27 protein-coding genes are annotated in these 26,135 nt (G+C 72.2%); 13 read left to right on the top strand and 14 right to left on the bottom strand.

Annotated elements, in window-relative coordinates; genetic code table 11:
- Window position 1: 1 nt before the first annotated feature.
- The 3 genes from ACQP0T_RS26410 to ACQP0T_RS26420 all read right to left on the bottom strand — a co-directional run bounded on the left by ACQP0T_RS26410 (window position 2) and on the right by ACQP0T_RS26420 (window position 4,849).
- A complete protein-coding gene (locus ACQP0T_RS26410) occupies window positions 2–1,153 on the bottom strand; it encodes an acyl-CoA dehydrogenase family protein (RefSeq protein WP_433870446.1) in 1,152 nt (383 codons plus the stop codon).
- Window positions 1,154–1,241: 88 nt separating this feature from the next.
- Window positions 1,242–3,224 carry an acetyl/propionyl/methylcrotonyl-CoA carboxylase subunit alpha gene (locus ACQP0T_RS26415; RefSeq protein WP_433870447.1) on the bottom strand — a complete coding sequence of 661 codons (1,983 nt, stop codon included), beginning with the start codon at window positions 3,222–3,224 and terminating at the stop codon, window positions 1,242–1,244.
- Between the two features lie 11 nt (window positions 3,225–3,235).
- Entirely contained in the window at window positions 3,236–4,849 is a 1,614-nt protein-coding gene (locus ACQP0T_RS26420; RefSeq protein WP_433870448.1) for a carboxyl transferase domain-containing protein, read from the bottom strand.
- A 79-nt stretch (window positions 4,850–4,928) separates the two neighbouring features.
- Here ACQP0T_RS26420 and ACQP0T_RS26425 point away from each other — a divergent pair, with 79 nt between their 5' ends.
- The 4 genes from ACQP0T_RS26425 to ACQP0T_RS26440 all read left to right on the top strand — a co-directional run bounded on the left by ACQP0T_RS26425 (window position 4,929) and on the right by ACQP0T_RS26440 (window position 9,863).
- Window positions 4,929–5,501 (top strand): SACE_7040 family transcriptional regulator, encoded by a 573-nt coding sequence (locus ACQP0T_RS26425; protein ID WP_345357029.1) that lies wholly within the window; start codon window positions 4,929–4,931, stop codon window positions 5,499–5,501.
- 252 nt (window positions 5,502–5,753) lie between these two features.
- On the top strand, window positions 5,754–7,496 hold the full coding sequence (gene ctaD, locus ACQP0T_RS26430; protein ID WP_433870449.1) for an aa3-type cytochrome oxidase subunit I: 1,743 nt from the start codon (window positions 5,754–5,756) through the stop codon (window positions 7,494–7,496).
- 198 nt (window positions 7,497–7,694) lie between these two features.
- On the top strand, window positions 7,695–8,903 hold the full coding sequence (locus ACQP0T_RS26435) for an MFS transporter (protein WP_345357023.1): 1,209 nt from the start codon (window positions 7,695–7,697) through the stop codon (window positions 8,901–8,903).
- 129 nt (window positions 8,904–9,032) lie between these two features.
- Complete coding sequence (locus tag ACQP0T_RS26440) at window positions 9,033–9,863, top strand: aldo/keto reductase (RefSeq protein ID WP_433870450.1); 831 nt, start codon at window positions 9,033–9,035, stop codon at window positions 9,861–9,863.
- A gap of 1 nt (window position 9,864) precedes the next feature.
- Here the strand turns inward: ACQP0T_RS26440 and ACQP0T_RS26445 are convergent, their stop codons facing one another.
- Together ACQP0T_RS26445 and ACQP0T_RS26450 are read right to left on the bottom strand one after the other, a co-directional pair.
- A complete protein-coding gene (locus tag ACQP0T_RS26445; protein ID WP_433870451.1) occupies window positions 9,865–10,359 on the bottom strand; it encodes a hypothetical protein in 495 nt (164 codons plus the stop codon).
- Window positions 10,356–10,589, bottom strand: coding sequence for a zinc finger protein (locus ACQP0T_RS26450; protein WP_345357014.1), 234 nt, complete (start codon window positions 10,587–10,589; stop codon window positions 10,356–10,358). The genes ACQP0T_RS26445 and ACQP0T_RS26450 overlap by 4 nt, the downstream gene beginning before the upstream one ends.
- Before the next feature lie 151 nt (window positions 10,590–10,740).
- Between ACQP0T_RS26450 and ACQP0T_RS26455 the strand changes: the two genes are divergently transcribed.
- Together ACQP0T_RS26455 and ACQP0T_RS26460 are read left to right on the top strand one after the other, a co-directional pair.
- Window positions 10,741–11,622: a helix-turn-helix domain-containing protein gene (locus tag ACQP0T_RS26455; protein WP_433870452.1), complete on the top strand. Its 882-nt coding sequence runs from the start codon at window positions 10,741–10,743 to the stop codon at window positions 11,620–11,622.
- Window positions 11,585–11,782, top strand: a complete 198-nt coding sequence (locus ACQP0T_RS26460) for a DUF397 domain-containing protein (RefSeq protein WP_433870453.1) — start codon at window positions 11,585–11,587, stop codon at window positions 11,780–11,782. Before ACQP0T_RS26455 ends, ACQP0T_RS26460 begins: the two co-directional genes overlap by 38 nt.
- Before the next feature lie 148 nt (window positions 11,783–11,930).
- On the opposite strand, the gene ACQP0T_RS26465 is transcribed toward ACQP0T_RS26460, so the two are convergent.
- The 3 genes from ACQP0T_RS26465 to ACQP0T_RS26475 form a co-directional block, all read right to left on the bottom strand.
- Window positions 11,931–12,635, bottom strand: coding sequence for a TetR/AcrR family transcriptional regulator (locus ACQP0T_RS26465; RefSeq protein WP_433870454.1), 705 nt, complete (start codon window positions 12,633–12,635; stop codon window positions 11,931–11,933).
- A complete protein-coding gene (locus ACQP0T_RS26470; RefSeq protein ID WP_433870455.1) occupies window positions 12,619–13,869 on the bottom strand; it encodes an FAD-dependent monooxygenase in 1,251 nt (416 codons plus the stop codon). Before ACQP0T_RS26470 ends, ACQP0T_RS26465 begins: the two co-directional genes overlap by 17 nt.
- Before the next feature lie 161 nt (window positions 13,870–14,030).
- Window positions 14,031–15,185: an FAD-dependent monooxygenase gene (locus ACQP0T_RS26475; protein WP_433870456.1), complete on the bottom strand. Its 1,155-nt coding sequence runs from the start codon at window positions 15,183–15,185 to the stop codon at window positions 14,031–14,033.
- Window positions 15,186–15,373: 188 nt separating this feature from the next.
- On the opposite strand from ACQP0T_RS26475, the gene ACQP0T_RS26480 reads away from it, so the two are divergent.
- On the top strand, window positions 15,374–16,492 hold the full coding sequence (locus ACQP0T_RS26480; RefSeq protein ID WP_345357002.1) for a 5-methyltetrahydropteroyltriglutamate--homocysteine S-methyltransferase: 1,119 nt from the start codon (window positions 15,374–15,376) through the stop codon (window positions 16,490–16,492).
- A gap of 56 nt (window positions 16,493–16,548) precedes the next feature.
- On the opposite strand, the gene ACQP0T_RS26485 is transcribed toward ACQP0T_RS26480, so the two are convergent.
- The gene (locus ACQP0T_RS26485) at window positions 16,549–16,749 is read right to left on the bottom strand and encodes a hypothetical protein (RefSeq protein WP_345356999.1); all 201 of its coding nucleotides are present in this window, start codon (window positions 16,747–16,749) and stop codon (window positions 16,549–16,551) included.
- A 162-nt stretch (window positions 16,750–16,911) separates the two neighbouring features.
- On the opposite strand from ACQP0T_RS26485, the gene ACQP0T_RS26490 reads away from it, so the two are divergent.
- Window positions 16,912–17,526: a YigZ family protein gene (locus ACQP0T_RS26490; RefSeq protein WP_345356996.1), complete on the top strand. Its 615-nt coding sequence runs from the start codon at window positions 16,912–16,914 to the stop codon at window positions 17,524–17,526.
- 50 nt (window positions 17,527–17,576) lie between these two features.
- Here ACQP0T_RS26490 and ACQP0T_RS26495 read toward each other — a convergent pair whose 3' ends face one another.
- Window positions 17,577–18,173, bottom strand: a complete 597-nt coding sequence (locus ACQP0T_RS26495; protein ID WP_433870457.1) for a TetR/AcrR family transcriptional regulator — start codon at window positions 18,171–18,173, stop codon at window positions 17,577–17,579.
- 96 nt (window positions 18,174–18,269) lie between these two features.
- Here ACQP0T_RS26495 and ACQP0T_RS26500 point away from each other — a divergent pair, with 96 nt between their 5' ends.
- Window positions 18,270–19,412, top strand: coding sequence for a DUF418 domain-containing protein (locus ACQP0T_RS26500; protein ID WP_433870458.1), 1,143 nt, complete (start codon window positions 18,270–18,272; stop codon window positions 19,410–19,412).
- On the opposite strand, the gene ACQP0T_RS26505 is transcribed toward ACQP0T_RS26500, so the two are convergent.
- Both ACQP0T_RS26505 and ACQP0T_RS26510 read right to left on the bottom strand, forming a co-directional pair.
- Window positions 19,382–19,960, bottom strand: a complete 579-nt coding sequence (locus ACQP0T_RS26505) for a phosphatase PAP2 family protein (protein ID WP_433870459.1) — start codon at window positions 19,958–19,960, stop codon at window positions 19,382–19,384. The genes ACQP0T_RS26500 and ACQP0T_RS26505 overlap by 31 nt on opposite strands.
- A gap of 100 nt (window positions 19,961–20,060) precedes the next feature.
- Window positions 20,061–20,675 carry a phosphatase PAP2 family protein gene (locus ACQP0T_RS26510; protein WP_433870460.1) on the bottom strand — a complete coding sequence of 205 codons (615 nt, stop codon included), beginning with the start codon at window positions 20,673–20,675 and terminating at the stop codon, window positions 20,061–20,063.
- Between the two features lie 128 nt (window positions 20,676–20,803).
- Between ACQP0T_RS26510 and aroQ the strand changes: the two genes are divergently transcribed.
- Window positions 20,804–21,343 carry a gamma subclass chorismate mutase AroQ gene (gene aroQ / locus ACQP0T_RS26515; protein WP_433870461.1) on the top strand — a complete coding sequence of 180 codons (540 nt, stop codon included), beginning with the start codon at window positions 20,804–20,806 and terminating at the stop codon, window positions 21,341–21,343.
- A gap of 357 nt (window positions 21,344–21,700) precedes the next feature.
- Here aroQ and ACQP0T_RS26520 read toward each other — a convergent pair whose 3' ends face one another.
- Window positions 21,701–22,927, bottom strand: coding sequence for an NRAMP family divalent metal transporter (locus tag ACQP0T_RS26520; protein WP_433870462.1), 1,227 nt, complete (start codon window positions 22,925–22,927; stop codon window positions 21,701–21,703).
- A 164-nt stretch (window positions 22,928–23,091) separates the two neighbouring features.
- Here ACQP0T_RS26520 and ACQP0T_RS26525 point away from each other — a divergent pair, with 164 nt between their 5' ends.
- Window positions 23,092–23,544, top strand: a complete 453-nt coding sequence (locus ACQP0T_RS26525) for a nitroreductase family deazaflavin-dependent oxidoreductase (protein ID WP_433870463.1) — start codon at window positions 23,092–23,094, stop codon at window positions 23,542–23,544.
- Window positions 23,545–23,572: 28 nt separating this feature from the next.
- Window positions 23,573–24,214 (top strand): DUF6518 family protein, encoded by a 642-nt coding sequence (locus ACQP0T_RS26530; RefSeq protein WP_433870464.1) that lies wholly within the window; start codon window positions 23,573–23,575, stop codon window positions 24,212–24,214.
- Here the strand turns inward: ACQP0T_RS26530 and ACQP0T_RS26535 are convergent, their stop codons facing one another.
- Window positions 24,215–24,964, bottom strand: a complete 750-nt coding sequence (locus ACQP0T_RS26535) for a maleylpyruvate isomerase family mycothiol-dependent enzyme (protein WP_433870465.1) — start codon at window positions 24,962–24,964, stop codon at window positions 24,215–24,217.
- A 138-nt stretch (window positions 24,965–25,102) separates the two neighbouring features.
- Here ACQP0T_RS26535 and ACQP0T_RS26540 point away from each other — a divergent pair, with 138 nt between their 5' ends.
- Window positions 25,103–25,948, top strand: coding sequence for a methylenetetrahydrofolate reductase (locus ACQP0T_RS26540; protein WP_433870466.1), 846 nt, complete (start codon window positions 25,103–25,105; stop codon window positions 25,946–25,948).
- The last annotated feature ends 187 nt before the right edge of the window (window positions 25,949–26,135 follow it).

Raw genomic sequence — 26,135 nt, forward strand, 5'->3', positions numbered from 1 at the left:
CTCACAGCCCGAGCTCGCGGGCGATGAGCATCCGCTGCACCTCGCTGGTCCCCTCGCCGATCTCCAGGATCTTGGCGTCCCGGTAGAACCGGCCGACCGGCGTCTCGTTCATGAACCCGTAGCCGCCGAAGATCTGGGTGGCCTCCCGCGCGTTGTCCATCGCGGCGTTCGAGGAGGCCAGCTTGGCGATGGCGGCCTCCTTCTTGTAGCGCTCGCCGCGCAGCATCCGGGCCGCGGCCTCGTAGTAGGCCAGCCGGGCGGTGTGCGCGCGCAGCTCCATGTCGGCGAGCTTGAACTGGATCGCCTGGTACTCGCCGATCTTGCGGCCGAACGCCTCCCGCTCGCCGACGTAGCGCAGGCACTCGTCGACGCAGCCCTGGGCGAGCCCGACGCCGAGCGCGGCGATCGCGATCCGGCCCTCGGTGAGGATCGACAGGAACTGGGCGTAGCCGCGCCCGCGCTCGCCGAGCAGGTTGGCGGCCGGGACGCGGCAGTCGTCGAACGACAGCGCGTGGGTGTCCGAGGCCTCCCAGCCGACCTTGGAGTACTTCGGGGCGACGGTGAAGCCGGGGGTACCGCTGGGCACGATGATCGTCGAGATCTCCTTGCCGCCGTCGGGCCTGGTCCCGGTGACGGCGGTGACCACGACGAATCCGGTGAGCTCGGTGCCGGAGTTGGTGATGAACGCCTTGGCGCCGTTGATCACCCACTCGTCGCCGTCGAGCACCGCGGTGGTGCGGGTGGCGCCCGCGTCGGAGCCGCCGTCGGGTTCGGTGAGGCCGAACGCGCCGAGGACCTCGCCGGTGGCCAGCTTCGGCAGCCAGGTCGCCTTCTGCTCGGCGCTGCCGAACCGCTGGATCGGCATGGCGCCCAGCGAGACGCCCGCTTCGAGCGTGATGGCCACCGAGGAGTCGACCCGGGCGAGCTCCTCCAGGGCCAGGCACAGGGCGAAGTAGTCACCGCCCATGCCGCCGTCCTGCTCCGGGACGGGCAGCCCGAACAGGCCCATCCGGCCCATCGCGCGCACCAGCGGCGTCGGGAATTCCGCCCGTTCGTAGTAATCGCCGATCACCGGGGCCACGTCCTTGCGCGCGAACGTCCGCACGCTGTCGCGGAGCAGTTCGTGCTCCTCGCTGAGCCGGTTGTCCACCATCGCTCGGACTCCTCTCCAGGGAAGCGGCGGGATCGCCGCGGGATCTCGGGCGTCGCCTCGTGAGGACGCCCGGGCGCTGCGCGCGGGGCTACCCCGCCTCGTCGGTGCTGAGGGCGGCCAGCGGCTGCTCCAGCCCGACGGACTGCCCCTTGCGGACGTGCACTTCGGTGACGACGCCGTCGGAGGGCGCGGTGACCGCGTGCTCCATCTTCATCGCCTCGACCACGAACAGGATCTGCCCGGAGCGCACCTGCTGCCCGACGGCGGCGTCGGCGACCAGCACGGTTCCCGGCATCGGGCTGGTGAGCACCCCGCCGGAGGAGGCGGCCCGGTCGGCGGCCTCGGCGAGCATCCGGTGCTCCCGCAGCGCCCAGGTCCGGCCGCCGGCGGAGAGCCAGGTGGTGCCGTCGCGGTGGGCGTACCGGTAGCGGCGGCGCCGGCCCCGGTGGGTCACGGTGAGCACCTCGCCGTCGGATTCGGCGGCGGCGCGGGTGGTGTCCTCCCCGATCCGGACCTCGGCGTCGGCGGCGGACCCGCGCAGCAGCACGGCGGTCTCCCCGTCCGGGGTGGCGAAGCGCCAGCGGCTCCACGCGGGTTCGCCGAGCCGCCAGCCGGTCGGCCGCTCCCACGGGTCGACGACCGGTCCGGCCGGTTCGGCGGCGAGCAGCCGTTCCAGCGCGGCGGCCACGGGCACGTCCTCGTCGGCGGTGCCGTCGACCAGCGCGTCCAGCTCCCGCTCGACGAGCCCGGTGTCGAGCCGTCCGGCGCGCACGTCGGGGTGGCCGAGCAGCGCCCGCAGGAAGCCGACGTTGGTGTGCAGGCCGAGGATCGCGGTGTCGCCGAGCGCGGCGTCGAGCCGGCGCAGCGCGTCGTCGCGGGTCGGCGCCCAGGCGATCACCTTGGCCAGCATCGGGTCGTAGTCCGAGCCGATCTCGTCGCCGTCGCGGATGCCGGAGTCCACCCGCACGTCCGCCGGTTCGCGCAGCGCGAGCACCCGCCCGCCGGTGGGCAGGAAGCCGCGCGCCGGGTCCTCGGCGTAGACGCGGGCCTCCACGGCGTGCCCGTCGAGCCGCAGCTCGTCCTGGGTCCACGGCAGCGGGGCGCCCTCGGCGATCCGGACCTGCTGCTCGACGAGGTCCACCCCGCGCCGCCCGCCCGCGCTGATCACCAGCTCGGTCACCGGGTGCTCCACCTGGAGGCGGGTGTTCATCTCCATGAAGAAGAACTCGTCGGGCCGGTCGGCGGAGACGATGAACTCCACGGTGCCCGCGCCGACGTAGCCGACCGAGCGCGCGGCCTCCACCGCCGCGGCGCCGATCCGCTCCCGGGTTGCGTCGTCGAGGAGCGGGGACGGCGCTTCCTCGACGATCTTCTGGTGCCTGCGCTGGAGGCTGCACTCCCGCTCGCCGAGGTGCACCACCCCGCCCCGGGCGTCGGCGAGCACCTGCACCTCGACGTGCCGGGGGGTGGCCACGAAGCGCTCCACGAACAGCGCGTCGTCGCCGAAGGAGGAGCGGGCCTCGCGCCGGGCGGAAGCGATCTGCTCGGCCAGCGCCGCCGGGTCGTGAACCAGCCGCATCCCCTTGCCGCCGCCGCCCGCGGAGGGCTTGAGCAGCACCGGCAGGCCGACTTCCAGCGCGGCCTCGCGCAGCTCCTCGTCGGACATGCCCGGGTCGCTGCGGCCGGGCACCACCGGGACGCCCGCGGCCGAGACGGTGGCCTTGGCCCGGATCTTGTCGCCCATCGAGTCGATCGCGGCAGCGGGCGGACCGATGAACACCAGGCCCGCTTCGGCGCAGGCGGTGGCGAACCGGGCGTTCTCGGCGAGGAAGCCGTAGCCGGGGTGGACCGCCTGCGCACCGGTGCGGCGGGCGGCCTCGACCACCCCGTCGGCGTCGAGGTAGCCGCCGGGCAGGTGCACCGCCTCGTCGGCCTCGGCGACGTGCCGGGCGGCCCGGTCGGCGTCGCTGTGCACGGCGACGGAACGGATGCCCAACCGCCGCAGGGTCCGGACCACCCGCACCGCGATCTCGCCCCGGTTGGCCACCAGGACCGCGTCGAACTGCTGCATCCGCACCTCCATCACATCCGGAAGACGCCGTAGGAGACCGGCTCCAGCGGCGCGTGGGCCGCCGCCGACAGGGCGAGGCCGAGCACGGTGCGGGTCTGCCCCGGGTCGATGACGCCGTCGTCCCACAACCGCGCGGTCGCGTAGTAGGGATGTCCCTGCTGCTCGTACTGGTCCCGGACGGGCTGCTTGAACTCCTCCTCGGCCGCCGCGGACCACTCCTCGCCGCGCGCTTCGTGCTGGTCGCGGCGGACGGTGGCCAGCACCGAGGCGGCCTGCTCGCCGCCCATCACCGAGATCCGGGCGTTCGGCCACATCCACAGGAACCGGGGCGAGTACGCCCGCCCGCACATCGAGTAGTTGCCGGCGCCGAAGGAGCCGCCGATGACCACGGTGAACTTCGGCACCCGGGCGCAGGCCACGGCGGTGACCATCTTGGCGCCGTGCTTGGCGATGCCGCCCGCCTCGTAGTCGCGGCCGACCATGAACCCGGAGATGTTCTGCAGGAACACCAGCGGCACCGAGCGCTTGTCGCAGAGCTGGACGAAGTGCGCGCCCTTCTGCGCCGATTCGCCGAACAGGATGCCGTTGTTGGCGATCACGCCGACCGGGTGACCGTGGATCCGGGCGAACCCGGTGACCAGCGTCGGCCCGTACTCCTGCTTGAACTCGGCGAACTCGCTGCCGTCGACGACGCGCGCGATCACCTCGCGCACGTCGTAGGGGGTGCGGCTGTCGGTGGGGACCGCGCCGTAGAGCTCGCCGGGGTCGACGGCGGGTTCGCGCACCGGCGCGACGTCCCACGGCCGCGGCGCGCGGGGGCCGAGGGTGGCGACGATGGCGCGCATCCGGCGCAGCGCGTCGGCGTCGTCCACGGCGAGGTGGTCGGTGACGCCGGAGGTGCGGGAGTGCAGCTCGCCGCCGCCGAGCTCCTCGGCGGTGACCTCCTCGCCGGTCGCGGCCTTCACCAGCGGCGGTCCGCCGAGGAAGATGGTGCCCTGCTCGCGGACGATGATCGCCTCGTCGCTCATCGCCGGGACGTAGGCGCCGCCCGCGGTGCAGGAGCCGAGGACGGCGGCGAGCTGCGGGATGCCGCGGGCGGACATGGTCGCCTGGTTGTAGAAGATCCGGCCGAAGTGCTCGCGGTCCGGGAACACCTCGTCCTGCCGGGGCAGGAACGCGCCTCCGGAGTCGACCAGGTAGAGGCACGGCAGCTCGTTGTCCAGCGCGACCTCCTGGGCGCGCAGGTGCTTCTTCACCGTCATCGGGTAGTAGGTGCCGCCCTTGACGGTGGCGTCGTTGGCCACGATCACGCACTCGCGGCCCTCGACCCGGCCGATGCCGGTGATGATGCCCGCGGCGGGCGCCTCGTCGTCGTACAGGCCGGTGGCGGCCAGCGGGGAGAGCTCCAGGAACGGCGATCCCCGGTCCAGCAGCGCGTCGACCCGGTCCCGGGGCAGCAGCTTGCCGCGCGCGACGTGCCGGTCGCGGGCCTTCGCCGGACCGCCGAGCCGAGCGGCGTCGAGCCGGGCGGTGAGGTCGGCGACCAGCCGGGCGTGCTCCTGCGCGTTCCGGGCGAACGCCGCCGACCCGGGGTCGGCGGTGGTGCCCAGGACGGACGGGTCCATGCGTCCCCCTCGATCGGTTAGTCGTCGTTAACCGAGGATGTTAACGGTGGCTCACGCCACTCGTCTAGCATCGGATCCGATGGCCACCCCGACGCGCGAACCGAACCGCCGCGAGCAGATCCTCGCCGCCGCGGCGGCGAAGTTCGCGCGCTACGGCTTCCACGGCGTCGGGATCGACGACATCGGCGCCGCCGTCGGAATCTCCGGACCCGCCCTGTACCGGCACTTCCGGGGCAAGGAGGCGGTGCTCGCCGAGATGCTCACCGGGATCAGCGACACCCTGCTGGCGGGCGGCCGGGAGCGGGTCGGGGGCGAGGACCCCGCCGCCGACCTCGACCGGCTGGTCGCCTGGCACGTCGGGTTCGCGCTGGGCAACCCGGACCTGATCACCGTGCAGGCCCGCGACCTCGACAGCCTCGGGTCGCCGGACCGGAACCGGGTGCGCGAGCGGCAGCGCGCCTACGTGGAGGTGTGGGTCGACGTGCTGTGCCGCCTGCACCCGGGCCTGGCCCGCTCGACCGCCCGCGCCGCCGCGCACGCCGCCTTCGGGCTGATCAACTCCACCCCGCACAGCACCCGCCTGAGCAGCGGCGCCATGACCGACCTGCTGCACCGGATGGCGCGCGCCGCCCTCGCCGAGGTAACCGGCTAGGCTCACCGGCAGCAGTCCGGCGTCGTGGGCGCCGGGCGAGTCGTGGAACCAGGTGCACCTGGGGCAGACCGGGACACTGGCTCCACGCATCTCCAGGGCCCTTCGGGCACCGCGCGCTGATCGCGCCCCCGCCAGCCCTTCGGTGCAGGCTCCGGCGTTTCCGGTTGCCGACGCCGCCTCGGTGTGGGGGGATTGCGGTGGCCGCGATCCGGGTATCGCTGATCAGGACCGGCCGCCGACGCTGGAGGCAGCATGACCACGACGGAGCGCCGACCGTTCCCGACGCGGGCGTACTCGGTGCAGCGCGGACGCAAGGGCGGCAAGTTCATCCCGTGGCTGCGGACCACCGACCCGAAGCAGATCGGCGTGCTCTACCTGGCCACCGCGTTCGCGTTCTTCCTGATCGGCGGGGCGATGGCGCTGCTGATGCGCGGCGAACTCGCGGTGCCGGGGCTGCAATTCCTGTCCCAGGAGCAGTACAACCAGCTCTTCACCATGCACGGCACGATCATGCTGCTGCTGTTCGCCACCCCGATCGTGTTCGGCTTCTCGAACATCATCCTGCCGTTGCAGATCGGCGCGCCGGACGTCGCGTTCCCCCGGCTCAACGCCTTCTCGTACTGGTTGTTCCTGCTCGGCGGGCTGATCGTGATCTCGGGGTTCCTCACCCCGGCGGGCGCGCCGGACTTCGGCTGGACGGCCTACCCGCCGCTGTCCCGCGATGCGCACTCCCCGGACGTCGGCGGCGACCTGTGGATCACCGGGCTGGTGGTCAGCGGTCTGGGCACCATCCTCGGCGCGGTCAACATGATCACCACGACGGTCTGCCTGCGGGCACCCGGGATGACCATGTGGCGGATGCCGATCTTCTGCTGGAACATCCTGGTCACCAGCTTCCTGATCCTGCTGGCGTTCCCGATCCTGACCGCCGCGCTGATGGGCCTGCTGGCCGACCGGCAGCTCGGCGCGCACGTGTTCGACCCGGCCAACGGCGGCGCGATCCTGTACCAGCACCTGTTCTGGTTCTTCGGCCACCCCGAGGTCTACATCGTGGCGCTGCCGTTCTTCGGCATCATCACGGAGATCATCCCGGTGTTCAGCCGCAAGCCGCTGTTCGGCTACACCGGTCTGGTGTTCGCCACCTTGACGATCGGGGTGCTCTCGGCGGTGGTGTGGGCGCACCACATGTTCGCCACCGGCGCGGTGCTGCTGCCGTTCTTCTCGTTCGCGACGTTCCTCATCGCGGTGCCGACCGGGATCAAGTTCTTCAACTGGACCGGCACCATGTGGAAGGGCCAGATCACCTTCGAGTCGCCGATGCTGTTCTCGGTCGGCTTCCTGGTGACCTTCCTGCTCGGCGGGCTGACCGGGGTGCTGCTGGCGATGCCCCCGGTGGACTTCCACGTGACCGACACGTACTTCGTGGTCGCGCACTTCCACTACGTCCTGTTCGGGACCATCGTGTTCGCCGTGTTCGGCGGGCTGTACTTCTGGTTCCCGAAGATCACCGGCCGGATGATGGACGAGCGGCTGGCCAAGCTGCACTTCTGGCTCACGTTCATCGGCTTCCACACCACGTTCCTGGTGCAGCACTGGGTCGGCAACGAGGGGATGCCCCGCCGCTACGCCGACTACCTGGAGACCGACGGGTTCACCGCGCTGAACGTGGTTTCGACGATCGGCGCATTCATCCTCGGCGCCTCGATGCTGCCGTTCCTCTACAACGTGTTCGTCAGCTACCGGATGGGTACCCCCGCGCAGGTCGACGACCCGTGGGGCCACGGCAACTCCCTGGAGTGGGCCACCACCTCGCCGCCGCCCCGGCACAACTTCCACGAGCTGCCCCGGATCCGGTCCGTCCGACCAGCGTTCGAACTGCACTACCCGCACATGATCGAACGCATGGCGAACGAGGCGCACGTGCGTACGATGAGCCGTCCCGACACCAAGCTGAAGACCCGAAAGGAGTCCTCAAGCGGTAGTTCGGATGGATGAAGTTCGTGCGTGGCCCGCTTCACGATCATTGCGGGAACAAGCAGGTCTCCGCCTAGTGTTGACGGCAGGGAAGCGCCGGACCGCACCGGCTTCCTGATCGTTCCCCTCGGCCGTTCCGGTGCCCCGTGCCGCGCGGTGCCGCGCCGAGGCGGCGAGGTACACCGTCCGAGGTACACGTGTTCTGGGGAGAGACCTTCCATGCCCATCGCACTGCTGGCACTGGCCATCGCAGGGTTCGGGATCGGCACGACCGAGTTCGTCATGATGGGGTTGCTGCCCGAGGTGGCCGCGGACCTGGGCGTGTCCATCCCGGACGCCGGGGGCTACATCTCGCTGTACGCCTTGGGCGTCGTGGTCGGCGCACCGCTGCTCACGATCGCCGGGTTGCGCACGCGGCGCAAGACGATGCTGCTGTCCATGATGGTGCTGTTCACCGTCGGGAACCTGTGCTCGGCCTTCGCGCCCACCCACGAACTGCTGCTCGGCGCCCGGTTCCTCGCCGGACTGCCGCACGGGACGTTCTTCGGGGTCGGCGCGGTGGTGGCCGCGAGCCTGGTCAGCCACGACAAGCGGGCCAGCGCCATCTCGATGATGTTCATCGGCCTGACCGTGGCCAACATCGTCGGCGTGCCCGCGGGGACGCTGCTCGGGCAGGCGCTCGGGTGGCGCTGGGCGTTCGGCCTGGTCGCCTTCATCGGGGTCGTGGCGCTGCTGGCGGTGCTGGTGCTGGTGCCGCGCCAGCCGAAGCCGGAGAACGTGAGCCTGCGCGGTGAGCTGCGCGCGTTCACCAGCCCGCAGGTGTGGCTGGCCTTCGGCGTGGTGGTGTTCGGCTTCGCCGCGACGTTCTCGTTCTACAGCTACATCAAGCCGGTGCTCACCGACATCACCGGCTACACGCCGACGGCGGTGACGGGGCTGCTGGCGCTGTTCGGCCTGGGCATGACGGTCGGGACCGCGGTCGGCGGCCGGCTCGCCGACCGCTCGCCGATGCGCACGCTGTGCATCGGGCTCGCCGCGCTGGCCGTGACGCTGTTCCTGTTCCTGTTCACCGCGCACAACATGTGGCTGGCGGCGGCCAACGTGTTCTTCATCGGCGCCACCGGCTTCGCGGCCATCCCCAGCGTCCAGGCGCGCATCCTGGACTCGGCGCGGGACGCCCCGGCGCTGGGTTCGGCGAGCATCCAGTCCACCTTCAACATCGCCAACTCCCTCGGCGCCTACCTGGGCGGACTGGTCATCGCGGCCGGCTTCGGGTTGCTCTCGCCGAGCTGGGTCGGTGCGCTGCTGGCGATCGTGGGCCTCGGCTTCGCGCTGGCCTCGGTGGTGCTGGACCGCAGGACGGGCGCCCCGACCGGGCCGTCCGAGGAGGTCACCGAGCACCAGACCGGGTCGGTCGAGATCCGCTAGCCCGGCTCCGGCCCGCGTGGTGAGATGGGACCGCGCGGGCCGGAATCCCGCGCCGGTCGCACGTGTTGCACCCGGTGGGTCGTGATCGCGGCCCGCACCATCCGAGATCCGCGGAGGACGACACCCAAGATGACCCAGGTACCCAACGTCACGCTGAACACCGGTGCGAAGATTCCGCAGATCGGTTACGGGGTGTTCCTCATCCCGGCGGAGGAGGTCGTCGAGCCGGTGGCGGCGGCGCTGCGGGCGGGTTACCGCAGCATCGACACGGCCTCGGCCTACGGCAACGAGGAAGGCGTGGGACGGGCCATCGCCGAGTCGGGCATCCCGCGCGACGAGCTGTTCATCACCACCAAGCTGTGGAACGACGACCAGGGGTACGACAGCACCCTGCGCGCGTTCGACGCCAGCATCGGCAAGCTCGGGCTCGACTACGTCGACCTCTACCTCATCCACTGGCCGACGCCCGCCGCGGACAAGTTCGTCGAGACCTGGAAGGCGTTCGAACGCCTGCACGCCGACGGCCGGATCAAGTCGATCGGCGTGTCGAACTTCCAGATCCCGCACCTGCGGCGGTTGTTCGAGGAGACCGACGTGGTCCCCGCGCTGAACCAGGTCGAGCTGCACCCGCGCTTCCAGCAGCGGGACCTGCGCGCCTTCCACGCCGAGCACGACATCGTGACCGAGGCGTGGAGCCCGCTCGGTCGCAACAGCGGGCTGTTCGACGACCCGCTGCTGACCTCGCTGGCCGAGAAGTACGACAAGACCCCGGCGCAGATCATGCTGCGCTGGCACGTGCAGCTCGGCAACGTCGCGATCCCGAAGTCGGCGACCCCGGAGCGGATCGCCAAGAACATCGAGGTGTTCGACTTCGAGCTGGCCGACGATGACGTGAAGGGCATCGAGGCCCTGGAGACCGGCGAGCGGATCGGTCCGGACCCCGACACCTTCGGCGGCTGAGCTAGGCGCGCTGGAGCGAGGCGGCCCCCGGCAGGCACGACCTGCCGGGGGCCGTTCGCGTCCGGGCGTCGAGGTAGGCGGCGATCAGGGCGGGGAACTCGTCGGTCTCCCAGGTCGCGGGTTCGGGAGCGGCGGCGGGCGTGCGCGGCGTCCACGCGAGCAGCGCCTGCCCGGACCGGCGCGGCGTGGCCAGCGGCGAGGTGAGGCAGCCGTCGCAGGCCGAGTGCGCGCCGGGGCGCAGCCCGTCGAGCCCGTCGGCGGGGAACCAGGTGCCGCGCAGCGGATGCCCGCAGAGCGCCCGCTCGGGCCCGGTGCTCAGGTGGAACCGCGTCTGGTCGGGCGAGATCACCCAGAGCACCACCGGCCGCCGCGGCGCGGGCTCCGGCGGCTCCGGTGCGGCGGGTTCGGCGGGTTCGTCGGGCTCGGGGATCAGCCGCACGGCGATCGCGGCGAGGAGCACGAAGCCGCCGACGACCAGCCACTCCACCGCGCTCATCGCGCACCGGCCGCGCGGCGGCGCGGCATCGGCGCCCCCGCGATGCGGTGGGCCTCGACGTCGCAGGGCGCGCACGTCGGCCACAACCAGGCGAGCGTGGTGTTCACCGGCTCGACCACCTCACCGCACAAGGTGGTGACGTGCTCCCGGAGCCGCCACTCCGCCACGGCGGTCGCGTGCCGCAACGCCGCCCCCGGCGCCCAGCTGAACGGATACGGCCGGTAGTTCATGGTGATCACTCCTCAACGACAGCCGCGGAACGCGGAAGACCGGTAGATCCAGAGTGTCGCCAACGACATATCAATGTTGCTAGCGACAAAGGCGACAATCGACTGATCGGATGAAGGCAGCCCATGCCCACGAACGCGTTAAAGTTGTCGCGTGCCCAGCGACAACAAGGAATCCCCGAAAGTTCGCGCTCTCGGCGCTGAGCTGCGGGAACACCGCAAGGCGGCGGGCATATCGGTCCGCAAGCTGGCGGAACAGCTCCAGAAGCACCACAGCGTGCTCGCCCGGTACGAGACAGGCGAGAAGCGACCGGAGTCGGAGACCGTCGCCGCGATCATGACGGCGCTCGGCGCCTCCGACATCGAGCGGACGCGGATCGTCAACCTCGCACGGGATGCCGAAGACGCGAACTGGGTTGCAGTCGGCGATTCCTCGCACCGCGACATGACCACGCTCATCGAGTACGAGCGGACCGCATGCCGCATCGTCGAAGTGGCGACGACCGTGGTCCCCGGAATTCTCCAGACCTACGACTACGCTCGGTCGATCATCTCGAAGTGGTCACCAGCGGATGCCGACGCACGCACGGCTATCCGAGTGGGCAGGCGTGACACGCTGACCAAGCGCAATGCTCCCGAGTTCGTTGCGATCATCACCGAGAACGCATTGCGCGAGCCGATCGGCGGCTCGGCGGTCCATGCCGAGCAGCTCCACCACCTGCTGTCCTTGGCGAAGCTGCCGAACGTCGAGGTCATCGCCATACCGTGCGGAACCGGCGAGTGGAACCCGAGCCACGCAGGAAGTTTCCTGCATTTCGAGTTCGCCAAAGCATCGCCGATCGTTTACATCGAGCACTTCAGCTCGCTGACGTTGCTGCATACGCCCAAGGAAACGCGTGCGTTCGGGCACGCGATCGATAGCCTCCGGAACATAGCTATGAGCCCGGAGGCTACGACGGAGCTCATCACCCGGATCGCCGAGGCAGAAGGAGAATCCGATGACGATCGAAAGCCCGCGGAACTGGCGCACTTCTAGTCGCAGCTCCACGGGAAACGCCTGCGTCGAGGTCGGCCGGACCGGCGACGGCGGCGCTGTGCGGGACACCAAGGACCGAGCCGCCGGGTACTTCACCACCACCACCGACCAGTGGACGAGCTTCATCGCAGCGATCAAGCACGGCCGCTACGACGCCTGAACACCCACCGACGAGCGCGTCGCGCCACCCGTTCACCCGGTGGAACACCAGGTGAGGGCCCCCTTGCCCGAGTTACTTGGACAAGGGTGCCCCTCACTCCGAGCGTGGACCGGGCGGTCGGGTGGCGTTCGGGCGTGTTGCGGGGTGCTCAGGCGGTCGCCGGGTCGATGATCCGCAGCGCGGTGGCGCGGCCTTCGGCTAGGGAGCGCAAGCCCTCCGTCGCGGTGGCGCGCACCTGCTCGGGGGTGGCCTGTTCGGGGCCGAGCAGCGCGGTCACGGCGGCGGCGAGCACCTGTTCGGGCTCGGCCACCTCGGCGCGGAACCGGGGGAGGCCGGCCGCCGGTGCGAAGCCGAAGGTGAGCGCGTGCAGGGCGAGGGCCTGGTCGGCCAGCGGCCAGTCGGTCCGGGCGAGCCCGTGGCGTCGCCAGATCGGCAGCACCTCGTGCATCACGGCGTCCGGCCCGAGGGTGTCGAGCAGGGTCGCCGACCGGGGATCGTCGGCGAGCACGCCGAGCAGGTCGTCGTCGTGGCTGCGCAGCGCGTTGACGAACGGGTGCTCGGCCGCGGTGCGCAGGACGCGCGGGCACCACCGCGACGGCCGGGCCAGCTCCGGATCCGCCGTGACCGCCTCGGTGACCGCGTCGGCGAGCGCGACGAAGTCCCGGCAGATCAGGCCGAGCAGCAGGTCCTCCTTGGTCTTCCAGTACAGGTAGGCGGTCCCCTTGCCGACGTGCGCCCGCTGCGCCACGTCGGCGATGGTGAACCCCCTGCTGCCCCGGCCGAGCAGCAGCTCACCGGCGGCGGCGAGGATGCGCGCCGCCTTCGGCGAGCCCTGTTCAGGCAGTTCCGGCAACGGTGTTCCTCCCCTGCGAGCCGGTCAGGACCTTCCCGACGATATCGGCGCCCTTCGGATCGGCCGCGCCGCCGACGCCGAGGATCCGCTGGACCAGCCGCGCGCCGAACCGGGACCGGGCCAGCAGCGGCATCATCCGCCGGAACAGGATCTCCCGCCGGTCGTCCACCACGAAGATCTTGCGCTGGGTGATGCCGGTGGCCTGGAACTCCTCGATGTAGGGCCGCAGCGCCCGCTCCCACCCGCCGAGGGCGGCGCCGACGTCACCCGGGTGGCGGTCGAGGAAGGTGCCGAGCAGTTCGGCGCCGGTGAACCCGGCGGAGACGCCCATGCCCGCGTAGAGCGTCACGCACCAGGCGGCGTCGCCGACGAGCACGACCCGGCCGCGGTGCCAGGTGTCCATGCGCACCTGCTCCGCCGAGTCGAACAGCGCCGCCTCGGCGGATTCCAGGGTCGCGATCGCGTCGCCGAGCGTGGTCCCGAGCGGCTGCGGGCCGAAGGCGGCCCGGACGCTCTCGGCGGGCGGACGGGTGAACTCGGCGTCGACGTCGTCGGTGCGGTAGCTCAGCAGGATGGTCGGGTCGTGGTCGGCGAACGCGAAGACCCACATCGAGCGGTCGGGTTCGAGCAGGGTGGCGCCCTGCTCCGGCGCGAGCCCCGCCGGCGTGCCGGGGTGCTCGAACGCGGCGATCATGTAGCCGAGCCGGTGCAGGTACCGCTCGTGCGGGCCGAAGACCAGGGACCGGACCGTCGAGCGCAACCCGTCGGCGCCCACCACCAGGTCGAACCGCTCGGTCACCGACGTCCCCGCCGCGTCCCGCAGGGTGACGTCGACGCCGTCGGGGTCCTGCTCGATCGCGGTCGGGACGGTGGCGTACCGGATCTCGACGTCCTCGGGCAGGGTCGCGAACGCGGCGCGCTCGGCGTCACCGCGCAGCATCATCCACGGCTTGCCGGGCATGTCGCCGAACGCCATCCCCGGCCGCTTCCGGCCGCTGCGGTCGAGGTCCACGACCGGCGTCGCCGACGAGCGGTCGTGCAGGTGGTCGAGCACGCCCAGCCGTCGCGCGGCGGCCTGGCCCGCGCCGAACAGCGCGACGAAGTAGCCACCGGCGCGCCGCTGCGGAGCCCGCTCGACGAGCACCGGCGTCCACCCCGACCTGCGCAACCGGGCGGCGGTCGCGATCCCGCTGATCCCCATCCCGACGACCAGCACCCGCTTCTCCTCAGCCATGCCGCCGATCGTACTGACCAATTCAGTCATCCGGTCAGCCAATGGCACGCGTCACACCGCCGCCGCATCCGATGGCGCCCTGAGTGAGGGGCCCCTGTACCACGTGACGCGGTGCAGGGGGCCCCTCACTCAGAGCGCGAAAGCGTGCGCGAACGGGCGTGTCAGGCGGCGTGGGCGCCTGCGGGGACCGGGGCGGACGTTTGCAGGACGTTGCTGCCGGAGCGCAGCGTGACGAGCTGGCTGCGGGTGGCCGCCCACTTGGGGAACCGGCCGAGTCGTTGCAGCGGGGTGCTGCGCTGCGCGGAGGTCAGCGCCGCGGTCCGCGACACCTTGAGCACCCGGGGGCGGCGCTCCTGCTCGTAGGCGCGCAGCAGCTCGGCGGGCGGCCGGTCGACCTCGGACAGGAACTGGGTGAGCATCCAGGCGTCCTCCAACGTCTGGTTCGCGGCTTGGGCGACCGCGGGCGGCATCGCGTGCACCGCGTCGCCGAGCAGCGTGCTGCGCGCCCCGCCCCAGACCTCGGGGACCTTGTGCCGGATGTGCGGGAAGAAGCCGAGGTCGTCGTCGGTGACCGAGGCCAGCAGCGCCTCCACCGGCTCCGGCCAGCCGCGGAACACCTCGCGCAGGTCGGCCACCGACAGCACCGGGTCGCCCTCGCGCCACGGGGTGTCGAACCACCAGTGCAGCAGCCCGTCGCCGCTGGGGATCAGCCCGGCGTGCCCGGCGCGGCCGGCGATGTTGAGGGTCTGGTGACCGCGCGCGATGGGCAGGTCGCTGGCGGTGAGGCCCTGCCAGCTCGCCCAGCCGGTCGGCCGCGCGTCCCGGCCGCCGAGCAGTTCGCGGCGGATCACCGAGCGCTGGCCGTCGGCGCCGATCAGCAGGTCACCGGTGGCGGAGGTGCCGTCGGCGAACTCGACGACGACGTGGTCGGGGTTTTCGACGACGCGGGTGCAGCGGCGGCCGAAGTGGACCATCCCCGGCGGCAGCGCCCCGGCCAGGGCGGCGATCAGCACCCGGCGGGGGATCTGCACGGTCGGCGCCCCCAGCCGTTCGGTGACCTCGCCGAGGTCGGCCTCCCAGAGCAGCCGGCCGGTGTCGGTGATGGACCGGAGGCTGCGCAGCGGCCGTCCGAGCGGCTCGATGTCCACGCCGAGCCCGCGCAGCGCGGCCGTGCCGTTGCTCCACACGGTGATCCCGGCGCCGCTGGTGCGCAGCGAATCGGCGTGCTCGAAGACCTCCACCTCGTGACCTCGACCGGCCAAGCCGTTGGCCGCGGCGAGTCCCCCGACTCCGGCTCCGATGACCAGAACCCGCATCGTCTCCATCCGTCCACCCGACGCCCTCGCTCGTGCGATTTTATCCACTCGACGGGTGACACCGGATTGTCGTTGCTCACACTCCGTGAGCTAACGTGACGAAGACCCCGAACCGGACACGCCGGTGCGGCCAGGGTCACCGGCGGAATGCCCTACCCATCGTCGCGAACGCAAACTAGTTTGCAGGAATGAGTCCACGCGTCACACCCCCCTTCCGCGCCGACCACGTCGGCAGCCTGCTCCGCCCGGGCCGCCTGCTGGACGCCCGGGACGAGCACGCCGCCGGACGCATCGACGACGCCGAGCTGCGCCGCATCGAGGACGAGGCGATCGCCGAGGTCGTCGCGATGCAGGAAGAGGTCGGCCTGCACAGCGCCACCGACGGGGAGTTCCGCCGCACCTCCTGGCACATGGACTTCCTGTACCAGCTCGACGGCATCAACCGGGTCGACGACGAGCGCCTCACGGTGAAGTTCACCAACGCCGAGGGCGACCTGGAGTTCACCACGCCGGACATGAAGGTGGACGGCCGGATCGGGCTGAGCTCCACGATCTTCGCCGACGCCTTCGACTACCTGTCGCGGCGGACCACCACCGCCACGCCCAAGCTGACCATCCCCTCGCCGGGCATGGTGCACTACCGGGGCGGGCGCGCCGCCATCGACGAGACCGTCTACCCCGACCTCGCCGAGTTCCGCGCCGACCTGGCCGCCGCCTACCGCGCCGAGGTGCACGCGCTGGCCGGGATGGGCTGCCACTACCTGCAGCTCGACGACACCAGCCTCGCCTACTACAACGACCCGAGGCAGCGCGAGCAGCTCGCCGCCCGCGGCGACGACCCGGACGGCCATCTGCGGACCATCGAATTGATCAACGATTCGATCCGGGACCGGCCGGACACGATGGCCGTGACCACGCACATGTGCCGGGGCAACTACCGCTCGTCCTGGGTCGCCGAGGGCGGCTACGACTACGTGGCCGAGGCCCTGTTCAGCGAGCTGGACGTGGACGGCTTCTTCCTGGAGTTCGACGACGCGCGCTCCGGCGGCTTCGCGCCGCTGCGCTTCGTCCCGAAGGGCAAGACCGTGGTGCTCGGCCTGGTCACCACCAAGAGCGGCGAGCTGGAATCCAAGGACGCCCTCAAGCGCCGCATCGACGAGGCGACCGAGTACATCGACCTCGACCAGCTCTGCCTGTCGCCGCAGTGCGGCTTCGCGTCCACCAAGGAAGGCAACGCGTTGAGCTACGACCAGGAGGTCGCCAAGCTGCGCCTGGTCGTCGAAACAGCCGCCGAGGTCTGGGGCTGACCACGGCGGACGTGCGCGACGGCACCTCCCGCGCGGAGGTGCCGCTCGTCACCGGATCACGCCGCGCGCTCCAGGAACTGGCCCGCCACCAGGCCGGGCTCCTCGTCACCGTCGAACCGGACCCACAGCACTGGGCCCTCGAAGACCTCCGGCAGTCCCGTGGCGGCCTCCACCACGACACCGGTCTGATCACGGAACCGGCCGAACGTGGCGCGCACCCGCACGCCTGGTTCCAACGGGCTCGATGACTGCTCCATGGAGAGGGACGGTACGTGCCCGCGGGACTCAACGGAAATCGCGCCCGTCAAGTTCCGTTCATGGTCCCGTGACCTGCGAGATCGCCCCGGTGCGAGGATGTCGGAAGGCCGTTTCGGCAGGTGTCGGGGCGAAGCGGCGTGATCGGGTTCACGGGGAGCGGGATGCGGACGATCAAGCGGCCGGGCGAGCACGAGATCGAGATCAAGCGGTCGCGCTTCCGCTGCGCGCTGGAGGTGGTGCGCACCGAGGAGGAGGCGCGCGAGTTCATCGCGCTGCAGCGCAGGCGGCACCACGAGGCGCGGCACCACTGCTCGGCCTTCGTGCTCGGCGACGACGGCCGCACCCAGAAGTCCAACGACGACGGCGAACCGGCGGGCACCGCGGGCACCCCGATGCTGGAAGTGCTGCGCCGCAACGACATCACCAACACCGTCGCGGTGGTGATCCGCTACTTCGGCGGGGTGCTGCTCGGCGCGGGCGGCCTGGTCCGCGCCTACGGCGGCGCGGTGTCGGCGGCGCTGGAGGAGGTCGGCCTGGTCGACCGGCGTCCGGTCCGCGTGGTGTCGACCACGGTGGACCACGCGCTGGCCGGGCGGCTGGACAACGACCTGCGCAGCGCCGGTTACCAGGTGATCGGCACCGACTACGCGGAGCGGGCGCGGCTGCGCGTCCTGGTCGCCGAGGACGGCGTGGCGGACTTCCGCACCTGGCTCGCCGAGGCCACCGGCGGCACCGCCACGGCCGAGGTCGGCGACCGCACCCACGTCGAGGACTGATCTACCCGGTCGTCCGGCGAGCCGCCTCCGCGCCCGCGCCGGCGCGCTGATCAGTCGAAGAGCTGGTCCAGGTGGTAGTCGATGGTCGCGGCGGCGTCCTGCTCGGTGCGGTGCCCGAGCAGCAGTCCCTGGGACAGCGCGTCCGGCAGCAGCACGATCAGCTCCGCCTCGCGGGCCGGGTCGACCTCCTCGGTCAGCTCACCGGCGGTCTGGGCCTCGCGGAGCTCCTCGGTGATCCACTTCTCCAGCCGGGGCCAGAACTCCCGGTAGTGGGCGGCGAGCTCGGGCGCTGCGACGGCGCGCTGGAAGAACGCGATCGAGACGAGGAACTCGCGACGGCTGTCGTCGGTGGTGGCGAGCATCTCCAGCATCAGGGCCCGCAGCACGTCGCGGGTGGTGACCTGCTCGGGGTTCTCGGCCAGCCGGGCCTCGATCCGCTCCCCGGCGCGCTGGACCGCGTAGTCCATCGCGTGCGCGAGCATCTCCTCCTTCGTCGCGAAGTAGTGCTGCACCGCGCCCATCGAGATGCCCGCCTCGGCCGCGACGTCGCGCAGGCTCACCGCTTCTAGCCCGCCGGTGCTGGCGAGCCGCAGCAGCGCCTCGGCGATGAGCACCCGCCGCTGGGCGTGATCGACCTTCTTGGGCATTCCCCCGCCTTTCCGATGCACCCGCATTGCCAACCGGGCGGCCGAGCTTTTACCATGCGAATGCATCGTAAACCCGATCGGTTCCTGGAGGAACCCATGAGCGCCGTGCGCACCGAGCGCCCCACCGGCCGCATCGCGGCGATCGACGTGGTCCGGGGCGTGGCGATCCTCGGCACGCTCGGCACCAACATCTGGATCTTCACCCACCCCTCCGGCCCGTTCTCGCTGTTCCCGGACACCACCGGCGTCGCGGGCGCGGTGGAGACGGGGCTGCGCGCGGTGGCCAACGGGAAGTTCCTGGCCCTGCTCACGCTGCTGTTCGGCGTCGGCCTGGAGCTGCAGTACCGGTCGGCGGTGCGGCGCGGGATGCGCTGGCCCGGCCGCTACCTCTGGCGGGCGGCGCTGCTTTTCGTCGAGGGGCTGCTGCACTACGTGCTGGTCTTCGAGTACGACGTGCTGATGAGCTACGCGGTGACGTCGATGCTGGTCGCCTACCTGATCGGCCGCAGCGACCGGGCGCAGCGGAGCTGGATGGTCATGGCGGGAGCGCTGCACGTGCTGCTGGTCGCCGGGGGCACCGCCGGGCAGCTCACCAACCCGTGGCCGCAGACCAACCCGAGCACCGCGCTCTACACCTCCGGGAGCTGGCTCGACCAGGTCCACGCCCGGCTCACCGACTGGGCGCAGTTCCGCGCGGAGGCGATGTTCATCCTGCCGATGTCGGTGCTGCTGTTCCTCGCGGGCGCGCGGCTGCTGCGCGCCGGGGCGTTCGCCGCCGACGGGCAACCGCTGCGGAACCGCTTGATGGCGTGGGGATTCGGCCTCGGCCTGCCGCTGAACGCGCTGACCACCGCGGCCGGTCCGGGCTGGGCGCTGGTGGACCGCTACCTGGTGCCGCCGATCGTCGCGATCGGACTGCTCGGCCTGGTGCCGACGATCCTGTTCGGACTGCGCGGTGATCCCGGTCCGCTGCACCGCGGTCTGACCTCGGTCGGCCGAACGGCGTTGTCCTGCTACGTCTTCCAGAACCTGGTGGCGTCGATCGTGTGCTACGGCTGGGGATTCGGCCTGGCCGCGCGATTCGACGAGTTCCGGCCCTGGTGGGTGTTCGGGCTGTGGGCGGCCATCTGCGCGACGTTCATGGTGCTGGCGACGTGGTGGCTGCGGCACTTCGAGCGCGGCCCGCTGGAAGCCGCCTGGAACTGGGCCTACCAGCGTCCGTTCCGGGACCGCTCCTGAGCGCCGAGCGGCCCCGGTGCTCCGGCGCGTTGCCGGGCGCCCGCGAGCCGCACCAGGGCGGTGGCCAGCGCGGCGCCGAAGGCGAACCCGACGAGCACGTCGTGCGGGTAGTGCACGCCGATCAGCACGCGGGAGGCCGCGACGAGCACCGCGAGCGCCACGACGACGCCGGTGCCGCGCCGCCGCAGCAGCGCCCACCCGATCGCGAAGGCCGCGGCGGCGGTGGCGTGGCTGCTCGGGAAGGACCAGTCGCCCGGCGGCGGGCACTCGGCGATGGTGGCCGCGACGTCCACCGCCGCGCAGGGCCGCTCCTGCCGGAACAGCCCCTTCGCCGCCTGGCTGAGGAACCACCCCGCCACCCCGGCGACCACCGGGACCAGCGCCCGGAGGTCCCGGGTGCGGGCGAACAGCACCAGCGGCAGCAGGCCGAGCAGCACCAGCAACCCCTGGGTGCCCAGCAGCGCCAGCTGGTGCACCGGCTCCGGCAGGCCCACCGCCCACTCCGCGATGCTCCGGTACCAGGCCGCGCTGAGGTCCCCCGTCCACACGGAGCCGCACCCTACTGCCACCCCGACCAGGTGATCTTTTCGAGGTGAGGGGCACCCTCATCCGAGCAAGGCGTGGAGCTGGAGACCCGGGCGCAGTGGCCTACGAGGCGGGCTTGGTGGGCGCGGGACCGGCGTGAGGCAGCGGCGCGTCCCGGCGGACCAGCAGCAGGTGCAGCACCGCCGTGCCGAACACGACCACCGTGGTGCCCAGCACGAGCCCGACGAGGACGTCGTGCGGGTAGTGCACGCCCACGTAGACCCGCAGGAACGCTTCGAGCGGGGCCAGCGGGAGCACCAGCGCGGTGATCCGCCGCCACGAGATCGCCAGCCCGACGGCCGCCGCCGTGGCGATCGTCGTGTGGTTGCTGGGCAGCGAGAAGTCGCCCAGCGCCGGGCATTCCGAGATCGTCGCCGCGATGCCGCGCACCGCCCGGCACGGCCGGTCCTGCTCGGCGGCCAGCTTGGCGAACTCGCTGATGCCGTAGGCGAGCACGGTCAGCGCGGGGGCGGCGACGGCGAACGCCTTGGCGCGCGGCGTCGCCCGCCGGTTGCGCCACAGGTCGGCCAGCACGAACAGTCCCAGCACGATCACGACGGCTTCGGTGGCGACACCCGCGAGCGTCCGCACCCACTCCGGTGAGGCGTGGGCGAGATCGGTGATCGTCCGGTACCAGTCGACGCTGAAGCCCGGCACGTCCGCCACGGGTGTCGCCATCGGAACTCCTTACCTCGTTCAAGTGAATCGTTGATCAACATTAGGGAACGAGGCGCAGCGCCCGCAGTGGGCCTTCGGCACCGGCTAGGTTGACTTTCGTCCAGTCCCCCCTCCCCCGGAGGAGCACCGTGCGCCGACTCCTGCTGGCCGCAGCCACCGCAACGTTCGCCCTGGTCACCACCCCGGCAGCCGCCGCGGGCGGGACGCTGGACCCGGTGCTGGACCCGGCCGCCGACCGGATCGCCACCGCCGACCTGGTCGCCGCCGCCAAGTGGGGCACCGGCAAGCCGATCGAGGACCCGGCGCGGGAGCGGCAGGTGCTCGACCGGGTGAGCCGGCGGGCCGCCGAACTCGGCGTCGACCCCGACGTGGCGGTGCGGGTGCTGCGCGACCAGATCGAGGCGAGCAAGCTCGTCCAGCGCGCCTGGCACGGCCACTGGGCCGCCCACCCCGACCAACGGCCCGAACGGCGCCCCGACCTCGGCGAGGTCCGCCCCGAGATCGACCGGGCCACCGAGGCGATCCTGCTCGGCCTGCGCGCCACCGCCGAGGTCCGCACCGGCCCGTCCTGCCCGAGCGCCCTGGCCGCCTCCTACCACCGCACCGCCGAGGACCTGATCCCGCTGCACCGGCTCGGCCTCGCCCGCGCGTCCACCTCGCTCTGCTGACCACCCGTTCGGGAAAGGAGTGAGGGGCACCCTTGCCCGAATAAGGACCGCTTCCACGTGCGTGGCGGTGCCGGTGGCGGAACCTCAGCGGCCTTCTCGCTCCGGGAGCCGTTCCTGATGTACCAACGACGTACACGGCGTCACGGCTGTCCTCGCGAGAAGGCCGCTGAGAACCCGCGGTGGTGCCGGTTGCGTGCCTCACCGCATGCGGCTCCGCCGCATTCCGAAAAGACCCCCAACTCGGACAAGGGTGCCCCTCACCTCGATCGGATCCGGTGCGCGCCGCACTCGGGCGGGTGGTGAGTGAGGGGCACCTCCATTCGGCATGGTCGGATGAAGGTGCTCCTCACCAGGGCATCAGCCGGTCCAGAGGGCGGCGATGCCGCCGAGGGAGCTCACGCCGAGGTAGAGGGTGAGCAGCCAGGTGAGCACCCCGGCCACCAGCAGCCCCCTCGGGTAGCGGTAGCCGCCGAGCAGGTCGCGCCGCCGCGCGGCCACCCACATCAGCACCCCGAAGCCGATCGGCAGGATCAGCCCGTTGATCGCCCCGGCCAGCACCAGCAACGTCGCCGGAGCCCGGTCGAGGACCAGGAACAGCACCGCCGACAGCGCGATGAACCCGACGACCAGCCAGTTTCGCCTGCGCTCCAACGCCGGGGAGAACGTCACCACGAACGACACCGAGGTGTAGGAGGCGCCGATCACGGAGGTGATCGCCGCACCCCACAGGATCAAGCCGAACAGCCGCAGCCCGACCTCGCCCGCCGCGTGCAGGAACGCGCTGGCCGCCGCGTTCTCCCCGGCCAGCACCACGCCCCCGGACACGACGCCGAGGACCGCCAGGAACAGCACGATCCGCATCGCCCCGGTGACCAGCAGCGCCACCACGGAACCGCGGCTGACCTCGGCGACCTTCTCCGGCCCGCTGATCCCCGCGTCGACCAGCCGGTGCGCCCCGGCGTAGGTGATGTAGCCGCCGACCGTGCCGCCGATCAGCGTGGTGATGACGAGGAAGTCGACGTCGTCGGGCAGCACCGACTGCCGCAGCACCTCGCCGACCGGCGGCCCCGCCACGATCGCGACGTAGCCGGTCAGCCCGATCATGAGCACGCCGAGCACCACCACGATGCGGTCCATCGCGATCCCGGCGCGCTTGCTCAGGAAGATGCCGATCGCGACCAGCGCCGAGATCGCCCCGCCGATCTTGGCCTCCGTCCCGAACAGCGCGTCGAGCCCCAGCGAGGTGCCCGCGACGTTGCCGATGTTGAACACCAGGCCGCCGAACACGACCAGGGCCGCCATCGCGCACCCGGCGCCGGGCAGGACCGCGTTGCCGAGGTCCTGGGCCCGCCGTCCGGACACCCCGATGACCCGCCAGACGTTGAGCTGCACGGCGATGTCGACCAGGATCGACACCAGGATCGCGAACGCGAAGGCCGCGCCCAGCCGCACCGTGAACGTCGTGGTCTGCGTGATGAAGCCAGGACCGACGGCGCTGGTGGCCATCAGGAAGATCGCACCCAGCAACGGTCCCCCGACGCTGCCCGCGCCCGCACCGCGGGCCGTGGCGAGATTTCCGGTCATCTGTGTCTCCGATCACATAGAGTGCGAGCGAAGGTACAGAGTTGTTGAACAATCCGGCAATACAACATCCCCACAGAACACCCGGACGGCCCAACGCCGCTCCCGACACCGAGGCCGCGATCTGAGAACCTGTGCGTGCGGTCCCCGAACCACCGGAGGTCCCCGTGCCGCGACGCATCCCGAGGTGGCTGGCGAGGCTGCCGATCCCGCTGTTCCGCATCGGCCTGGGCCCGTTGCTCGGTGGACGCCTGATGGTGCTCGAACACCGGGGCAGGCGCAGCGGCGAACCGAGGCTGGTGGCGCTGGAGGTGCTCGCCCGCGAGCCCGGCGCGCTCTACCTGGTGTCCGGGTACGGGCGGCGGTCGCAGTGGTTCCGCAACGTGCTGGCCGATCCGGCGGTGCGGATCTGGACCGGCGCGCTGCGCGGCGCCCCCGGCCGCGCCGAGGTCCTGCCCGCAGCCGAAGCCCGCGCCCGCCTCCAGCGCTACCGGGACGTCCACCCCGCCGCCGCGCGGGCCCTCGGCCGGGCGCTGGACCTGCCCGCCCTCGCCGACCCGGCGCCGCTGCCCGAGGACATCGCCGACCGGCTCCCGATCGTCCGGATCGCGCCCCGCTGACGTTCCCGGTGTGCGAGGGTGCTGCCCCGTGAGCACGGGAACGACGCAGCCGACAGGCCTCGGCGGACCGGCCGCCGTCGCCACCGCGATCGGCGCCGGTCTGCTCGCCGGGGGCCTGACGGCCTTCGGGCAGGCGTGGCTGCCGGACGCCCTCCGATCGCTGGCCAACTCCTCGGGGTCCTGGTCGCTGCTGGCCTTCGCGCTGGCGCTGGTCGCGCGCCACCGGGGCGCGGCGGCGCTGTCCGGTTTCGCGGCGCTGGCCTGCATGCTGCTCGGCTACGTGCTGGTGAACGAGGCGCGCGGCTACCCCTCGTCGACCGGCCTGGTGCTGTTCTGGTCCGCCGCCGCGGTGGTCGCCGGACCGCTGCTCGGCGCCGGGGCGCACCTGCTGCGGTGGTCCCGGGGCCGCGCGGCGATCTGGGGCGTCGGGGCGATCAGCGGCGTGCTCGTCGGCGAAGGCGCCTACGGGCTGCTCCACATCGCCGACACGACCTACCCGCCGTACTGGTGGGGCGAGATCGTCGTCGGCGTCCTGCTGCTGCTCGCCGCGCACGCGTGGCGCTTCCGCCGCTGGTCCACCACCGCGACGGCGGCGCTGCTCACCGCCGCGGTCGCCGCCGTCTTCGTGCTGGCCTACTCGAACGGCGGCGCCCTCATGCGGCTGCTCTGATCAGCCGAAGCCGTTGTGCGCCAACCAGGAGTCCAGCAGCGCCGCGTCGCCGCGCACGTCGACGGCGCGCGGTGACCGCCGCCGGTAGCAGACGAGCAGCAGGTCACCCAGCGGCCCACGCGCGGTGACGGCGGCCGTCCCGGTCCCGCGCCGCCAGGTGACGACCTCGCCGGTGAGGTCGACGACCCGCGACACCGGGGCGTCGGTGGCCGCCAGGAGCAGCACGCGGCCGGGACCGAGCAGCGGTTCCCGACCGGGCTGCGGCAGCGAACCGAGCTCCAGCCACTCGTCGAGGCAGTCGGTCGCGACGTCGCTGTCGAGGTCGAAATCGCTGTCCAGGGCCAGCGCCGCGTCGGCCCGGTGGATCGCGGTCTCGTGGGCGAAGCGACGCGCGAGGAACGCGGTCCGGCCGCCGGGCAACGGCGCCCACACGTCCAGGTCGGGCCCGGCCGAGCGCAACGCCTCCGCCAACCGCGCGGCGCCCTCGGCCAGCCACGGGGCGAGCACCGCGGGGTCCTCGTCGGCGTAGCGGGAGAGATCGCGGAAGTGCTCGTCGGACGGCGGCCCGGCGGCCCGCGTCCGCACGATCTCCTCCGCCCAGCGGTGCCCTCCGCCGAGGTGCCGCACCAGCTGCCCGAGGTTCCACCCCGGGCAGGACGGCACCGGCACGGTCGGGTCAGCGCCCTCGACGAGGGATCGCAGCAGCTCGGATTGCGCGACGATCTCGTCGCAGCAGCGGTCGTGGTCCACGGGCCGACACGTTAGGTGAGCACCCCGACACCGCTGGCGGTGACGCAGCACGCAGCGTCACCGCCGTCCGACCGGAGCTATCCTTTCGGGGGTCCACCGCTGGCAGGACCCGCCCCGAGCCTCCCGACGAGGAGCACCATGAACACCGCTGTCGCCGCCCTGCTCCAGGACTTCTCGCTGGAGATGACCGGCAAGGACGCCGCCGAGTTCGACGCGGCGCGCGGCGCCCTGCCGCCCGGCACCCGGGTGAACGTGACCTTCCTGGGCACCGAGGACTCGGGGCAGCGGCTCGACGCGGTGCGCCGGATCGCGCGCGCCGGACTGGTGCCGGTGCCGCACCTCGCGGCCCGCAGGCTGGAGTCGCGGGCGGCGCTGGAGGAGTTCCTGGCCGGGGCCCGGGACGCCGGCGCGGGCCCGGAGGTCTTCGTCGTCGGCGGTGATCCGGCCGAGCCGCTCGGACCGTACGAGGACGCCGCCGACGTCCTCGAATCCGGGCTCCTCCCCCGCCACGGCGTGCGCCACGTCGGCATCGGCGGCTACCCGGAGGGCCACCCGACCATCGACGACGCCGCGCTGCGGACCGCGCTGAAGCGCAAGTGCACCGCCCTCGACCAGCAGGGGCTCGGCGGCAGCATCACCACCCAGTTCGGCTTCGACGTCGACCCGGTGCTGTCCTGGCTGGCGGCGCTGCGCGACCGCGGTGTCGACCTGCCGGTGCGCATCGGCGTCCCCGGTCCCGCCGGGGTCAAGCGGCTGCTGCGCTACGCCACCCGCTTCGGCGTGAGCACCGGCGCGGGCATCGCGCGCAAGTACGGGCTGTCGCTGACCAACCTGATGGGCACGGCCGGCCCCGACCGCTTCGTCCGCGACCTCGCCGCCCGCCACGACCCGCGGCGGCACGGCGAGATCGCGCTGCACTTCTACACCTTCGGCGGCCTCCGGGCCACGGCCGACTGGATCACCCGCGCCCGCGCCGAGGGCTGAGGCGGGCACCACCGCGCTGCCCGCCCCCTGCCGCGGGCGCTGCTCGGGTCCGCGACCGACCGCCGACCCGACCGGCGCGGACCCGGCCGGGGATCTGCCCGGGACCGTGGTCATGTCGCCCGTCCGGGCGTAGGGTGCCTCGTCGTGAACCGGGATGCGCCGGACGGCCGCCTCCGACCGGACCGCG

Source organism: Saccharopolyspora sp. CA-218241 (genome assembly GCF_050954615.1).
GTDB classification, from domain to species: Bacteria; Actinomycetota; Actinomycetes; order Mycobacteriales; family Pseudonocardiaceae; genus Saccharopolyspora; species Saccharopolyspora cebuensis.

Coding starts and splice junctions, on each gene's coding strand:
- ACQP0T_RS26415 (WP_433870447.1), bottom strand. CDS start 3,224: ATGCAGCAGTTCGACGCGGTCCTGGTGGCCAACCGGGGCGAGATCGCG.
- ACQP0T_RS26495 (WP_433870457.1), bottom strand. CDS start 18,173: ATGCCCAAGAAGGTCGATCACGCCCAGCGGCGGGTGCTCATCGCCGAG.
- ACQP0T_RS26470 (WP_433870455.1), bottom strand. CDS start 13,869: ATGGCTGAGGAGAAGCGGGTGCTGGTCGTCGGGATGGGGATCAGCGGG.
- ACQP0T_RS26490 (WP_345356996.1), top strand. CDS start 16,912: ATGCGGACGATCAAGCGGCCGGGCGAGCACGAGATCGAGATCAAGCGG.
- ACQP0T_RS26435 (WP_345357023.1), top strand. CDS start 7,695: ATGCCCATCGCACTGCTGGCACTGGCCATCGCAGGGTTCGGGATCGGC.
- ACQP0T_RS26540 (WP_433870466.1), top strand. CDS start 25,103: ATGAACACCGCTGTCGCCGCCCTGCTCCAGGACTTCTCGCTGGAGATG.
- ACQP0T_RS26410 (WP_433870446.1), bottom strand. CDS start 1,153: ATGGTGGACAACCGGCTCAGCGAGGAGCACGAACTGCTCCGCGACAGC.
- ACQP0T_RS26420 (WP_433870448.1), bottom strand. CDS start 4,849: ATGGACCCGTCCGTCCTGGGCACCACCGCCGACCCCGGGTCGGCGGCG.
- ACQP0T_RS26475 (WP_433870456.1), bottom strand. CDS start 15,185: ATGCGGGTTCTGGTCATCGGAGCCGGAGTCGGGGGACTCGCCGCGGCC.
- ACQP0T_RS26500 (WP_433870458.1), top strand. CDS start 18,270: ATGAGCGCCGTGCGCACCGAGCGCCCCACCGGCCGCATCGCGGCGATC.
- ACQP0T_RS26480 (WP_345357002.1), top strand. CDS start 15,374: ATGAGTCCACGCGTCACACCCCCCTTCCGCGCCGACCACGTCGGCAGC.
- ACQP0T_RS26510 (WP_433870460.1), bottom strand. CDS start 20,675: ATGGCGACACCCGTGGCGGACGTGCCGGGCTTCAGCGTCGACTGGTAC.
- ACQP0T_RS26460 (WP_433870453.1), top strand. CDS start 11,585: ATGACGATCGAAAGCCCGCGGAACTGGCGCACTTCTAGTCGCAGCTCC.
- ACQP0T_RS26450 (WP_345357014.1), bottom strand. CDS start 10,589: ATGAACTACCGGCCGTATCCGTTCAGCTGGGCGCCGGGGGCGGCGTTG.
- ACQP0T_RS26440 (WP_433870450.1), top strand. CDS start 9,033: ATGACCCAGGTACCCAACGTCACGCTGAACACCGGTGCGAAGATTCCG.
- ACQP0T_RS26445 (WP_433870451.1), bottom strand. CDS start 10,359: ATGAGCGCGGTGGAGTGGCTGGTCGTCGGCGGCTTCGTGCTCCTCGCC.
- ACQP0T_RS26425 (WP_345357029.1), top strand. CDS start 4,929: ATGGCCACCCCGACGCGCGAACCGAACCGCCGCGAGCAGATCCTCGCC.
- ACQP0T_RS26485 (WP_345356999.1), bottom strand. CDS start 16,749: ATGGAGCAGTCATCGAGCCCGTTGGAACCAGGCGTGCGGGTGCGCGCC.
- ctaD (WP_433870449.1), top strand. CDS start 5,754: ATGACCACGACGGAGCGCCGACCGTTCCCGACGCGGGCGTACTCGGTG.
- ACQP0T_RS26520 (WP_433870462.1), bottom strand. CDS start 22,927: ATGACCGGAAATCTCGCCACGGCCCGCGGTGCGGGCGCGGGCAGCGTC.